Raw genomic sequence first — 13,753 nt, forward strand, 5'->3', positions numbered from 1 at the left:
GCAGCACCAAGCTCCCAGGTAGCGGAGACACCATCCTACCCTGCCGCCATTCTCCAGCACAAAGCTCCGGGGTAGCCGGGCCACCCCACCAACCCTTCCTCCCTAGCTATATAAAAAGGCCCTGCGGCGGTAAATCACCGCCGGCCAGGGCCTTCTATTTTTTCCATTTTAGTCTTCCTTGCCGGCATATTTGGCAGCAATCTCCTGCATTGCGCCCGGATCAGCCAATGTAGTTATGTCGCCCAGAGCACGACCTTCGGCAATATCCCTTAACAGACGGCGCATAATCTTACCGGAACGGGTCTTGGGCAACGCAGCGGTAAAGATAATGTCGTCGGGTCTGGCAATGGGACCAATCTTCACGCCCACATGCTTTCTGAGTTTTTCAACAAGTTCCGGCGTTCCTTCGAAACCATCTTTCAGGGTCACAAAGGCACATACCGATTCGCCTTTAACATCGTGCTTCTTACCAATGACAGCAGCTTCAGCCACTTCTTCGCATTCAACAAGGGCGCTTTCAATCTCAGCGGTACCAAGGCGGTGACCAGATACGTTCAGTACGTCGTCAACACGACCCGTTACCCAGATATAACCCATTTCGTCTCTCTTGGCGCCGTCGCCGGCGAAATAATAGTCGCCGAACCGCTTCCAGTACTGGTCAATGTATCTCTGGTCATCACCGTAAATGGTTCTTAACATGGAGGGCCAAGGAGACTTGACTACCAGATATCCCCGGTCTGATGGTTGTTTGTTTTCATCAACAATATCCACTTCAATGCCTGGGAATGGAATAGTGGCTGTACCCGGTTTCAGCGGAGTGATAGGCAATGGCGTGACCATATGGGCGCCTGTTTCGGTCTGCCACCACGTATCCATAATTGGGCAACGGCCACCGCCGATATTCTCGTAGTACCACATCCAGGCTTCCGGGTTGATCGGCTCGCCAACAGTGCCCAGGAGCCGGAGCTGAGATAAATCGTGCTTCTTGGGATACTCAGTACCCCATTTCATGAAGGTACGAATGGCGGTGGGAGCCGTATAAAATACGTTTACTCCCCATCTTTCAGCCATATCCCACATCCTGTCCTTGTCAGGATAATCAATAGTACCGTCATACATGAAGGTAGTCATACCCAGAGCCAGCGGACCATAAACAACATAACTGTGGCCGGTAATCCAGCCGATATCTGCCGTACACCAGTAAACGTCAGTTTCTTTTAAATCAAAAACATACTTCACTGTGGCCTGCGTCTGTACGAGGTACCCGCCGGTAGTATGCACAACGCCTTTAGGCTTCCCGGTTGAACCAGAGGTATAAAGGATGAAAAGCATATCTTCGGCGTCCATTTTTTCGGGTTCATAGTAAGTATCCGCGGTGGCCATTATTTCGTGATACCAAACGTCACGGCCCTCTACCATCTCGATTTCATTGCCGGCGTTTTGCACGACAACAACTTTTTCTACGGTCGGTGTTTCTTTAAGGGCTTCATCGGCGTTTTTCTTTAATGGAAACGGCGCGCCCTTACGGAAGTTACCGTCCGCAGTAATGAGTATTTTGGCCTTGGCATCGTTGATCCTATCGCGGAGGGAATCGGAACTAAATCCGCCGAATACAATGGAGTGAGGAGCGCCGATCCGGGTGCAGGCCAACATGGCAATAGCAGCTTCCGGAATCATCGGCATATACAGGCAGACCCGGTCGCCTTTTTTAACGCCCAGTTTGGACAGAGCGCTGGCAAACATGTTCACTTCCCGGTACAGTTGTCCGTATGTCAATACAACCTTCTTCCCAATTTCACTCTCATAGCAGATAGCTGCTTTATTGCGCTTTTCCGATTTGGCGTGACGGTCAACACAGTTATAAGATACGTTCAGTTTTCCGTTTGTAAACCACTTATAGAAAGGAGGATTACTGTCATCCAGTACCTTATCATAAGGTTCAAACCAGGTAACCAGTTCTTTAGCCATTCTGTCCCAAAAACCAAGCCGGTCTTTTTTAGCCTCCTCATAAAGTTCCGGTGTGGCGTTAGCATTCTTGACAACCTCTTCAGACGGGTAAAACACTCGATTTTCAATAGCATTAGCATTGGTATCCATTTTATTTCCCCCTTTTTAAAATTTCAAATAACTGCCCGAATAATTAATTTAAAAAGTCCGGGAACGGATGATTAATCCAACCTCCCCCCTTTCTTAAGAAGTTTATAAAAAACGCATTTTTTGTAAAGTTGGTTAGACACGGGCTTGGGATTAGTTACATTTTAATATACAGGAGCCTGATTTATCTATTTTTTGGGCGGGAATTGCCATAATAGCTAAGCTAAAGACCTTAAACCACTCTAAACGGGAAATTTATTAGCTGTTGTAGCCGACTTGCCATTCGCTGACTGTTCACAAAACCATTCGCCGTCTGTTCCCCGACCGTTCGCCCATTGTTTAAACAGGTTATATAACCGCTTACGCCCATTTGACAAAAAACATATACAACTTAAAAAAACCTTCCCGCGCGGTTCACTTTCCAAGTAAAAGAAAAAACCGGGAATTTTTCCCGGTTCAGGCTGTCGATAAATATTATTTTTCTGTTTCCTTTTTCTTTTTTAACAGTCCGTAAGCAAGACTGTCCACCAAGGCCTGCCAACTGGCTTCAATAATGTTTTCCGATACGCCCACCGTACCCCAGGAACCAAGTTCCTTATCGTGGGTCTCGATAAGAACACGGACCTGGGCGCGGGTCCCGGCATTGCCATCCAACACACGGACCTTGTAATCGGCCAGCTTCATATCCCTAATGAATGGGTAAAATACTTCCAAAGCTTTTCGCAGAGCATTGTCCATGGCATTGACCGGACCGTTCCCCTCTGCAGCCGTATGGACAATTTCCTCGCCTACTTTCAATTTGATAATTGCCTCGGAATAAATGACTCCCGCTTCCCTCTTTTCCGTGATTATGCGCAATGCCAGCAGTTCAAATGGCTCGTGATAGCCGTTAAAAGCCTTGCGCATCAGAAGCTCGAACGACCCTTCCGCGCCTTCAAACTGAAACCCCTTGTTTTCCAGGTATTTGATCTGTTCCAGAATCTTTTTGGTCTCCGGATTGGTGCGGTTCATATCCAGGTCCAGGTCAAGTTCCTCGGCCTTATATATAATATTGCTCATACCCGATAACTCAGAAACCAGAACCCTTCTACTGTTACCTACCAAGCCAGGCTCTATGTGCTCATAGGTTTCCGGGTTTTTTAACAAAGCGCTGACGTGCACCCCGCCTTTGTGGGCAAAAGCGCTGCTGCCCACATAGGGCTGACTGTTATCCGGGTGCACATTGGCCAGTTCGCTCACATACCTGGATAACTCAGTCAGAGCCTGCAGTTTGTCGCGGTCCATACAATCAATTTTTAATTTAAATACCAGGTTAGGTATCACGGAACACAGGTTAGCATTACCGCACCTTTCGCCAAAACCGTTGATGGTGCCCTGGACCTGGACAGCGCCCGCCTGAACAGCCACAATGGAATTGGCCACTGCCAGCTCACAATCGTTATGCGCATGAATGCCTATGGGTACCTGCACCGCATCTACGACCCTTCTGACTATTTCGCTGATTTCGTGAGGCATGGAACCGCCGTTGGTGTCACAGAGGCAAATAGTATCAGCCCCTGCCTCCTCCGCCGCTTTAATAGTCTTCATGGCATAATCTGCGTTGCTCTTATACCCGTCAAAAAAATGTTCGGCATCATAAATTACTTCCAGGCCCCTGCTCTTTAAATACTTTACCGTATCCCTGATCATTTTCAGGTTTTCTTCCAGGGTTGTTTTCAGGGCATGGGTTACGTGGAAATCCCAGGTTTTACCGAAAATTGTGGCCACCTGTACGCCGGCTTCCAATATACTTTGAATATTGGGATCTTCCGCGGGGGAAGTCTGCGGTTTACAAGTGCAGCCAAAGGCCGTAATTTTGGCGTGTTCCAGGTTGTATTCTCTAATCATGCGGAAAAATTCCATGTCTTTAGGATTAGAACCCGGCCATCCGCCTTCTACATAGTGAAAGCCCATTTTATCCAGTTTCAGGGCAATTTTCACTTTATCCTCCGCCGAAAAGGAGATTCCTTCTCCCTGCGTTCCATCTCTTAAAGTTGTATCGTAAAGGATTACTTTTCCCATATGCGGTCTACTCCTTTACTTATTTCGCCTCCAAAATTTCTTCGGCTATCCTGTCACCCATTTCTTCAGTATTGACCAATATACCGCCTTCCTGCATAATATCGGCAGTCCGGTAACCTTTATCCAATACCCGCACTATAGCCTTTTCAATGTCTTGAGCCTCTTTTTCCAGATTAAAGGAATACCGCAGCATCAAGGCTGCTGAAAGGATGGTTGCAATCGGATTTGCTTTTTTCTGGCCGGCAATATCGGGAGCAGAACCATGGCTAGGCTCATAAAGGGCCACTTTTCCGCCAATACTGGCCGAGGCGAGCATACCCAGGGACCCCGAAATCATGGATGCCTGGTCGGTAAGTATGTCGCCGAATGTATTTTCTGTGACAATTACATCAAACTGTTTCGGCCAGCGCACCAACTGCATGGCACAATTATCCACATACATATGGGTTAATTCCACATCGGGGTATTCCCTGGCCAGTTCTGTAACAGTTTCCCGCCAAAGCCGGGAACTTTCCAAAACATTGGCTTTGTCTACGGAACATAGCTTTTTCTTTCTTTTTCGGGCCGTTTCAAAGGCCAGCCGGGCAATCCTTGTTATTTCTTCCGTAGTATAGACCAGGGTATCTACGGCTATTTGGCCCGTAGGGGTCTGCTCCCTTTTCTTTTCTCCAAAGTAAAGGCCCCCTGTCAATTCTCGGATAACCAGGATATCTGTGCCCTGGATGACTTCTTTTTTCAGTGTGGAAGCATCAATTAACGCATCGTAAAGTACAACGGGTCTAAGGTTGGCATAAAGGCCCAGCTCTTTCCGCAACGGCAGCAGCGAACCGGCCTCCGGGCGTAAATGCACGGGGAGGTTATCCCATTTTGGTCCACCGATGGCACCCAAAAGCACGGCATCACTTTCCCTACAAAGACGCAGCGTCTCTTCCGGCAGGGGAACCCCCACGGCATCCAGCGCTGCTCCGCCGATCAATGCCTCAGTAAAAACAAATTCATGACCATATTTTCTGCCTACCGCCTGTAAGGCTTTTATGGCCTCCGGAACAATTTCGGCTCCTATGCCGTCTCCCGGTAAGCTTGCAATTTTACATATCATTTCTGCATCCTCCTTTTTACGTAATTGATTAAACCGCCTGCTTCAATGAGCTCCTGCATAAAAGGAGGAATGGCAGTAGAAGAGAATTGCCGGCCTGTTCTGAGGTTGGTGATAATTCCCTTTTCCGTATCGACAGCTATTTCATCGCCTTCCTGAATAGCGTCTACTGCTTCCGGAGACTCAAAAATAGGGAGCCCTATATTAAAGGCATTGCGGTAAAAAATCCTGGCAAAGGACTTGGCCACCACACACGACACTCCCGCCGCCTTAATGGCTATAGGCGCATGCTCCCGCGAACTGCCGCAACCGAAGTTTTTGTCAGCGACAATAATATCACCCTGCCTCACCTTGCCCGGAAATTCGGGATCGGCATCCTCCATGCAGTGTTTTGCCAATTCTATAGGGTCAGAAGTATTTAAATAGCGGGCTGGTATGATCGCATCGGTATCCACGTCAGCCCCAAATTTCCAGGTCCTTCCTTTGATTTCCATCCTACTTCACCTCCTCGGGGCTGGCAATACGGCCAAGAATGGCCGATGCCGCTGCTACAGCCGGATTAGACAAATAAACTTCGCTTTCCGGGTGACCCATACGGCCTACAAAATTTCTATTGGTTGTAGCTATAGCGCGTTCTCCTTTAGCCAGGATGCCCATGTGTCCACCCAGGCACGGACCACAAGTGGGAGTACTGATAGCAACATTCGCGTCTATAAAGATATCGAACAAACCTTCCTGCATAGCCTGTTTATAAATTTGCTGAGTGCCGGGAAATACTATGGCCCTTACTCTGTCATGCACCTTCCGGCCTTTTAACACCTCAGCGGCAATACGCAGGTCCTCCATCCGCCCATTGGTGCAAGAACCGATAACAACCTGGTCAATTTCCACATGCCCTACCTGGCTGATTGGTTTGGTATTTTCGGGCAAGTGCGGAAAAGCCACCTGCGGTTCAATGTCTTTTACGTCATATTCGTAGACTGCGAAATATTCAGCGTCCGGATCGCTGGTATATAAGGTATATGGCCTCTTTGTCCGGCCTTTTACGTACTCCAATGTTATATCGTCAGGTTCGATTATACCGTTTTTGCCACCTGCCTCAATAGCCATATTAGCCATCGTAAACCGGCTGTCCATGGAAAGGTTTCTGATTGCCGGTCCTGTGAATTCCATAGCTTTATACAGCGCTCCGTCAACCCCGATTTGGCCTATTACATACAGAATCAGGTCTTTACCGCTGACCCAGGGATTAAGCTGGTCGCCATAAAACACAAACTTGATGGATTCGGGAACTTTAAACCATACTTCTCCGGTCGCCATCGCTGCCGCCATATCGGTACTACCGATACCCGTGGAAAAAGCCCCCAGAGCGCCATAGGTGCAAGTGTGGGAATCGGCGCCTATAACAACATCGCCGGGCCCGACAATGCCCTGCTCCGGGAGCAGGCAGTGTTCGATCCCCACCTTACCCACCTCAAAATAATTGGTAATCTTATGTTTGCGGGCAAAATCGCGGATCAGTTTGGCCTGCTCCGCAGATTTTATATCTTTGTTGGGGGTAAAGTGGTCAGGCACCAGTACCACCCTATCTTTATCAAAAACCGTTTCCACGCCGATTTTTTCAAATTCTTTTATCGCTACCGGGGCAGTTATGTCGTTGCCCAAAACAACATCTACCTTGCAATTAATCAACTCACCGGGTACCACCTTGTCTTTCCCACAATGGGCCGCCAGTATTTTTTCGGTTATGGTCATTCCCATATTTCTCACCTCTCCCTTTTCTGGTACTGCAACTCTGGCTATTCCTGTCAGACCCCTTCTTTTTTCGGTAAAGCAACCGCTTCTTCTGCCGCCTGCATTCTGTCATAAACCACCTTGTTTACTGCGTTGATATATGCCTTGGCGCTGGCTTCCAATACGTCAGTGCTGACACCGCGGCCCAAATAGGTTTTGGCCGAACCGTTGGGCCTGATTTTCACCGTAACTTCGCCCAGGGCGTCTTTTCCCCCGGTAACAGCGCTCAGGTTATATAAAAGCAAGGTGCAGTTTAAGCCCGTAATTTTCTCCACCGCTTTGTATATAGCATCAACAGGTCCGTCGCCGCAGGCAGCGTCCTCAACCGGTTCGCCGTTTTTGCTCAAGCTTATAGTAGCGGTGGGAATGACCCTGGTCCCACTGGATATATGTAAGTATTCTAATTCGTAAGTAGCCGGGATGCTTCTTATTTCTTCCTCAACCAGGGCAACCAGGTCTTCGTCGGTAACTTCCTTCTTCTTATCGGCCAGGTTTTTGAATTTTTCGAAAGCTTTGTTTAATTCCGAATCATCAAGGACGTATCCCAGTTCGGCCAGACGTTCCCTGATGGCATGGCGGCCCGAATGTTTGCCGAGCACAATGTTATTGACATTTAAACCTATCAATTCAGGGTTCATTATTTCATAAGTACTGCGTTCTTTTAAAACCCCGTCCTGGTGAATGCCTGATTCATGAGCAAAGGCATTTTTCCCGACCACCGCTTTGTTAGGCTGTATTTTCATACCCGTTAAATTGGTAACAAGGCGGCTGGTCCGGTAAATCTCCCGGGTATTTATGCCTGTGGTTTTGTTAAAAAGGCTTTTCCTGGTATACAAAGCCATGACCACTTCTTCCAAAGCGGCATTGCCGGCCCGTTCGCCAATTCCGTTAATGGTGCATTCCACCTGGGTTGCACCGTTAGCTACCGCCGCCAGGGAATTGGCCACAGCTAAACCCAAGTCATTGTGACAATGGACGCTGATTCTGGCCTTATGAATATTGGGGACCTTTTCCCTTATCTCTTTGATAAATTGCCCGAATTCGGCAGGAGTGGCATACCCGACAGTATCGGGGATATTCACGGTAGTCGCTCCCGCATCAATGGCGGCTTCCAGTACCTGGCACAAGAAGTCCAGCTCGCTGCGGAAGGCATCTTCGGCCGAAAACTCTACATCGGAGGTATATTTCTTGGCGTGTTTTACAGCCGCCACGGCAGCTTCAATAACTTGCTGCCTGGTCATCCTCAGTTTATATTGCAAGTGAATATCGGAAGTGGCAATGAAGGTATGAATGCGTGGCTGATCTGCGACTTTAATGGCCTCCCAGGCCCTGTCTATGTCGTTGAAGGCAGCTCTGCTCAAGCCGCAGATAGTTACTCCCTTCACATTCTCTGCAATAGTTTTCACTGCCTCAAAATCGCCCTGCGACGCCATGGGAAATCCGGCTTCTATAATATCTACGCCCAGTTTCTGCAGTTGCCGGGCAATGTCCAGTTTTTCGTGGTTATTCAAACTGACCCCGGGCGACTGTTCGCCGTCCCTTAAGGTAGTATCAAAAATGTAAATTTTGTTGCTATCGGACATCCCTTCACCTCCTAAAATTTTCAATTCACCCTGACTTATTCTTAAAGGGTTATTCCAGAACCCTTATAACAGGCAGGGGCCTGTTTTGAGGCCCCTGTGGTGAAATTTTATCCTTTTTTCTTCAACCAAGGCATCATTTCCCGTAAGCGTTTCCCCACAACTTCGATTGGGTGTTCTGCTTCTGCTTTTTTCATGGCATTGAAAACAGGACGGTTAATCTTATTTTCCAACAGCCATTCACGGGCAAACTGACCTGATTGAATTTCATAAAGAATTTGTCTCATTTCTTGTCTGGTTTCTTCTGTGATTATTCTTGGCCCCGTAACATAATCTCCATATTCAGCTGTATCACTGATTGAATACCGCATATAACTTAGGCCGCCTTCGTATATCAGGTCAACTATCAGCTTTAATTCGTGTAAACATTCAAAATAAGCCATTTCCGGCGCATATCCGGCTTCAACCAGGGTATCAAAACCTGCTTTAATAAGTTCGGAAACACCCCCGCATAAGACAGCCTGCTCACCAAACAGGTCTGTTTCCGTTTCTTCTTTAAAAGATGTTTCAAATACTCCGGCTCTTGTGCAGCCTATACCTTTGGCATAAGCCAGGGCAATATCCATTGCTTTGCCGGTGTAATCCTGATGTACTGCTACCAGGCCGGGAACCCCCGCTCCTTCCTGATACATCCTGCGTACCATATGGCCGGGGCTCTTCGGCGCTACCATGAATACATCCACATTTGCCGGCGGTACAATTTGCCCGAAATGTATGTTAAAACCGTGGGAGAAACATAGGGCTTTACCTTCAGTCATATGCTCGGCGATTTCACTTTTGTACAGGTCACCCTGGATCTGGTCAGGTACTAGAATCTGGATAATATCAGCTTTAGCAGCGGCCTCGGCAACGGGATAAACCTCAAAACCGGCCTCTACAGCCTTATCCCAGTCCGGTAGGTCCCGGCGCAAACCAATAATTACATTTACGCCGCTGTCTCTCAGGTTCAGAGCCTGGGCATGCCCCTGGCTGCCATACCCGATGACCGCTACGGTTTTCCCCTGCAGTAACGCTAAATCAGCGTCATTGTCGTAAAACATTTTCATGGTCTAATCATCCTCCCTATCATTTGAATTCCCGTTTATCACGTTTGAGCTGTCGTCTGTTCCGTCAACAGAAGTAGATTTTGCGCCCCTGAGCATGGCTATTTTACCGGTGCGGACAAGTTCGCGGATACCAAAGGGCTTAAGGGATTCAATAATCGCATTGATTTTGCCTTCATCACCGGTACATTCAATCATCAAGGTCTTTCTGCCGATATCTACTATCCGGGCCCTGAAAATATCGACAATCTGCATTATCTCTCCACGTACGGAAGGGTCTGCCGCAACTTTGATCAGCACCAGTTCCCTGTCTACATATTGTTCCGATGTAATATCACAGATTTTAATTACGTCAATCAACTTGTTCAGTTGTTTGGTAACCTGTTCCAGCACATTGTCGTCACCTTCTACGACAATGGTCATCCTGGATATCCTTGCATTCTCTGTCCTACCTACGGCAAGACTGTCAATATTATACCCGCGGCGGCTGAAAAGTCCCGCTACCCTGGTCAAAACGCCAGGGTTATTTTCTACCAGAACAGCCAGTGTATGTCTCATTTTCTCAACCTCCTAACATCCGGTTCAAAGTACCTCCGGGCGGTACCATGGGAAATGCATTCTCTTCCCGTTCCACCACAAAGTCTATGAGTACCGGTTTGTTGGCGGCAATAGCCTGTTCCAGCGCAGGTTTCACATCTTTAGCCTCTGTAACCCTCAACCCAAGCGCCCCATACGCTTCTGCAAGTTTTACAAAATCGGGCCCGCTTATTTCCGTGTATGAATAACGCCCTTCATAGAATATCTCCTGCCACTGCCTGACCATACCCAGGAAGTTATTATTTAAAATGGCCACTATAACCGGAATTTCATTGTGAACAGCGGTAGCCAGTTCCTGAATGTTCATCTGGATACTGCCATCGCCGGCAATGTCGATGACGACCTTATCGGGCCGGCCTACCTTTGCTCCGATGGCGGCAGGCAGCCCGTAACCCATGGTCCCCAATCCGCCTGAAGTTATAAAGGTTCTGGGCTCAGTATAAGTATAAAATTGGGCGGCAAACATTTGGTTTTGCCCTACTTCGGTGGTTATAATGGCGTCTCCTTTGGTAACTTCGTAAATTTGTTCGACAACGTATTGTGGTTTCAGGCATCCTTCTTTAGAATAGGTTAATGGATAGGTTTCTTTCCAGTGCCTTATTTGTTCTTCCCACTGGGGATGTTTTTGAGGTTCAAGTTGCTTATTAATTTCGGCAAGCACATTTTTTACGTCTCCGACAATTGGCACATCAACCCTGACATTCTTCCCTATTTCCGCCGGGTCAACATCGATATGTATAATCTTGGCATGTGGTGCAAATTCGTCAAGTCTACCCGTTACCCTGTCATCAAACCTGGCGCCGACGGAAATTAACAGATCGCATTCACAGACAGCATAGTTAGCATACTTGGTCCCGTGCATGCCCAGCATACCTAGTGATAAGGGATGATTTTCCGGGAAACTTCCAATCCCCATCAGGGTGGTGGTTACCGGGCAGCCCGTCAGTTCGGCCAATTCCAGAAGTTCTTTATGGGCGCCGGATATAACTACCCCACCCCCGGCGTAAATCAGCGGCCGTTTTGCGTCCATAATCAGTTGGGCCGCCTGCCTAATTTGGTTGGGGTTACCGTACAAAATGGGGCGGTAACCTCTCAGTTCTACTGTTTCCGGGTACTTAAACTTGGTCTTTTTAATGGAAACATCTTTGGGAATATCTATAAGCACCGGACCCGGGCGCCCCGTTGTAGCAATATGGAATGCCTCTTTAATCGTCCGGGCCAGGTCCCTAACATCTTTGACCAGAAAGTTATGTTTTGTTATAGGTAAGGTTATACCGGTTATATCTGCTTCCTGGAAGGAATCTCTGCCTATCAGGTCGCAAGCTACCTGCCCCGTAAAGGCAACAATGGGGACGGAATCCATATAGGCAGTGGCTATCCCTGTCACTAGGTTGGTAGCCCCAGGGCCGGAGGTTGCCAAACAAACCCCTGGTTTTCCCGTGGCTCTTGCGTAGCCGTCAGCAGCATGGATGGCTCCTTGTTCGTGCCGCACCAGGTAATGCTTAATTGAAGAATGGTATAAAGCATCATAAATTTCCAAAACGGCCCCGCCGGGATATCCGAATATGGTATCAACACCTTCTTCCATTAAGCTTTTTACCAGAATCTCGGCGCCTGAAAACTTCATCCTTCCCACCTCCATTGTAGAAAGGTGCAGTGCGGCTGGCTATTATTCCTTTAGAACTGCACCGTTCATTTTTTTAAACTACACCGTTTATTTTTTTTAAACGCATCGCTTATTCCTTCAGAACTGCGCCGGTACTGGCTGAAGTAACCATTTTGGCGTACCGGGCCAAGTATCCTTTCTTCACCTTTGGCGCGGGTGGCTGCCACCCGGACAGCCTCTCCTTTATTTCCTCGTCACTGAGGCGGATGTTCAGTTTACCGTTGGGAATATCTATTTCAATGATATCTCCTTCCTGTACTATAGCTATAGGTCCCCCTTCAGCAGCTTCGGGAGAGACATGCCCGATAGATGCGCCGCGGGTAGCGCCGGAAAAACGACCGTCTGTAATAAGCGCCACCTCTTTATCCAGGCCCAGTCCCGCCACTGTAGCCGTCGGCGTCAGCATTTCCCGCATACCTGGCCCGCCTTTGGGCCCTTCGTAGCGGATTATAATCACATCGCCCTTTTTAATCTTACCGGCCATTAGCGCAGACATGGTTTCTTCCTCGGAGTCAAACACCCTGGCCGGGCCTGAATGCCTCAGCATTTCCGGTACTACACCGGCTTTTTTGACAACAGCCCCCTGTGGTGCAAGGTTTCCCTTTAAAATTGCCAATCCGCCCGTTTCGCTGTAGGGATTGCCCAGGGGCCGAATAACTTCCGGGTTTAGAATGGAGCAACCGGTAATGTTTTCACCCACTGTTTTGCCTGTTACTGTCAAAAGGTCTAGATGAATAAGCCCTTTTTTACTTAATTCAGCCATAACAGCCGGGATACCGCCTGCTTCGTCCAGATCCTGAATATGATGGGTACCGGAAGGGCTCAGTTTACATAATTGCGGTGTCTTTTCGTTTATCTCCTGAAATAGATCCAGGCTTAGCTCAAAACCACATTCATTGGCAATAGCCGGTAAATGCAATATTGTATTGGTAGAACCACCAAGGGCCATATCCACTGCAATGGCGTTTTGGAAGGCCTTTTCTGTCATGATATCCAGCGGCTTAATATCCTTTTTCACCAGCTCCATAATCTGCATACCGGCGTATTTGGCCAGTCGCCTGCGACCGGAATAAACAGCGGGTATGGTACCGTTACCCGGCAGACCCATGCCCAGTACTTCCGTCAGGCAGTTCATGGTATTGGCGGTAAACATGCCGGCGCAGGAACCGCAGCCCGGGCATACGCACTCTTCCATTTCCGCCAGGTCTTCCTCAGTCATCCTGCCGGCACGCACTGCGCCGATGCCTTCAAATATGTTGCTGAGAGATACTTCGCGGCCTCTGTATTTGCCTGTTAACATGGGCCCACCGCTGACCACGACGGTGGGAATATTGAGCCGGGCCGCCGCCATTAGCATCCCGGGGATGATCTTATCGCAGTTGGGTATCAATACCAGGCCGTCAAAAGCGTGGGCCTGCGTCATAATCTCAATGGAATCGGCAATTAACTCCCGGCTGGCCAAGGAATACTTCATGCCGGCATGGTTCATCGCTATGCCGTCACAGACCCCGATTGCCGGGAACTCTATGGGTGTACCTCCGGCCATGCGTATGCCGGCCTTTATCGCTTCTGCTAGTTCATTTAGATGATAATGGCCCGGGATAACTTCGTTATGTGCATTAACCACACCAATCAGCGGCCTGGACAGTTCCTCATTGGTATAACCCATGGCTTTAAACAGAGACCGGTGGGGGGCTTTTTCCAGACCCTTGGTTACAGAATCGCTACGCATGTTATCCTCTCCCTTAATTTTACATCAATA

Annotated in this window: 10 protein-coding genes; all 10 read right to left on the reverse strand. The window is 48.4% G+C overall.

All coding sequences use genetic code 11. The features are described from left to right. Positions 1-168 precede the first annotated feature (168 nt). Positions 169-2,097: an acetate--CoA ligase gene (acs, locus tag ACSNJE_RS12605; RefSeq protein ID WP_052218095.1), complete on the reverse strand. Its 1,929-nt coding sequence runs from the start codon at positions 2,095-2,097 to the stop codon at positions 169-171. Positions 2,098-2,568: 471 nt separating this feature from the next. Then, entirely contained in the window at positions 2,569-4,155 is a 1,587-nt protein-coding gene (gene cimA, locus ACSNJE_RS12610) for a citramalate synthase (protein ID WP_052218096.1), read from the reverse strand. A gap of 19 nt (positions 4,156-4,174) precedes the next feature. After that, positions 4,175-5,254 (reverse strand): 3-isopropylmalate dehydrogenase, encoded by a 1,080-nt coding sequence (gene leuB / locus ACSNJE_RS12615; protein ID WP_152909015.1) that lies wholly within the window; start codon positions 5,252-5,254, stop codon positions 4,175-4,177. Continuing rightward, a complete protein-coding gene (gene leuD / locus ACSNJE_RS12620) occupies positions 5,251-5,745 on the reverse strand; it encodes a 3-isopropylmalate dehydratase small subunit (protein WP_013119274.1) in 495 nt (164 codons plus the stop codon). The genes leuB and leuD overlap by 4 nt, the downstream gene beginning before the upstream one ends. 1 nt (position 5,746) lies before the next feature. Next, entirely contained in the window at positions 5,747-7,012 is a 1,266-nt protein-coding gene (leuC, locus tag ACSNJE_RS12625) for a 3-isopropylmalate dehydratase large subunit (protein ID WP_052218097.1), read from the reverse strand. 47 nt (positions 7,013-7,059) lie between these two features. Then, positions 7,060-8,628 carry a 2-isopropylmalate synthase gene (locus tag ACSNJE_RS12630; RefSeq protein WP_495252793.1) on the reverse strand — a complete coding sequence of 523 codons (1,569 nt, stop codon included), beginning with the start codon at positions 8,626-8,628 and terminating at the stop codon, positions 7,060-7,062. Positions 8,629-8,735: 107 nt separating this feature from the next. Next, positions 8,736-9,731 (reverse strand): ketol-acid reductoisomerase, encoded by a 996-nt coding sequence (gene ilvC / locus ACSNJE_RS12635; protein WP_013119271.1) that lies wholly within the window; start codon positions 9,729-9,731, stop codon positions 8,736-8,738. Positions 9,732-9,734: 3 nt separating this feature from the next. Then, positions 9,735-10,286: an acetolactate synthase small subunit gene (gene ilvN, locus ACSNJE_RS12640; protein ID WP_013119270.1), complete on the reverse strand. Its 552-nt coding sequence runs from the start codon at positions 10,284-10,286 to the stop codon at positions 9,735-9,737. 4 nt (positions 10,287-10,290) lie between these two features. Beyond that, on the reverse strand, positions 10,291-11,952 hold the full coding sequence (gene ilvB, locus ACSNJE_RS12645; protein ID WP_474774362.1) for a biosynthetic-type acetolactate synthase large subunit: 1,662 nt from the start codon (positions 11,950-11,952) through the stop codon (positions 10,291-10,293). Positions 11,953-12,061: 109 nt separating this feature from the next. Beyond that, entirely contained in the window at positions 12,062-13,723 is a 1,662-nt protein-coding gene (gene ilvD, locus ACSNJE_RS12650) for a dihydroxy-acid dehydratase (protein WP_495252794.1), read from the reverse strand. Between the last annotated feature and the right edge of the window lie 30 nt (positions 13,724-13,753).

It is taken from the genome of Thermincola sp. GK-1 (assembly GCF_059412445.1).

Excerpts from the sequence above, each read along its gene's own strand:
- leuC (WP_052218097.1), bottom strand. The coding sequence starts at position 7,012 with ATGGGAATGACCATAACCGAAAAAATACTGGCGGCCCATTGTGGGAAA.
- acs (WP_052218095.1), bottom strand. The coding sequence starts at position 2,097 with ATGGATACCAATGCTAATGCTATTGAAAATCGAGTGTTTTACCCGTCT.
- ilvD (WP_495252794.1), bottom strand. The coding sequence starts at position 13,723 with ATGCGTAGCGATTCTGTAACCAAGGGTCTGGAAAAAGCCCCCCACCGG.
- ACSNJE_RS12630 (WP_495252793.1), bottom strand. The coding sequence starts at position 8,628 with ATGTCCGATAGCAACAAAATTTACATTTTTGATACTACCTTAAGGGAC.
- ilvB (WP_474774362.1), bottom strand. The coding sequence starts at position 11,952 with ATGAAGTTTTCAGGCGCCGAGATTCTGGTAAAAAGCTTAATGGAAGAA.
- leuB (WP_152909015.1), bottom strand. The coding sequence starts at position 5,254 with ATGATATGTAAAATTGCAAGCTTACCGGGAGACGGCATAGGAGCCGAA.
- ilvC (WP_013119271.1), bottom strand. The coding sequence starts at position 9,731 with ATGAAAATGTTTTACGACAATGACGCTGATTTAGCGTTACTGCAGGGG.
- cimA (WP_052218096.1), bottom strand. The coding sequence starts at position 4,155 with ATGGGAAAAGTAATCCTTTACGATACAACTTTAAGAGATGGAACGCAG.
- ilvN (WP_013119270.1), bottom strand. The coding sequence starts at position 10,286 with ATGAGACATACACTGGCTGTTCTGGTAGAAAATAACCCTGGCGTTTTG.
- leuD (WP_013119274.1), bottom strand. The coding sequence starts at position 5,745 with ATGGAAATCAAAGGAAGGACCTGGAAATTTGGGGCTGACGTGGATACC.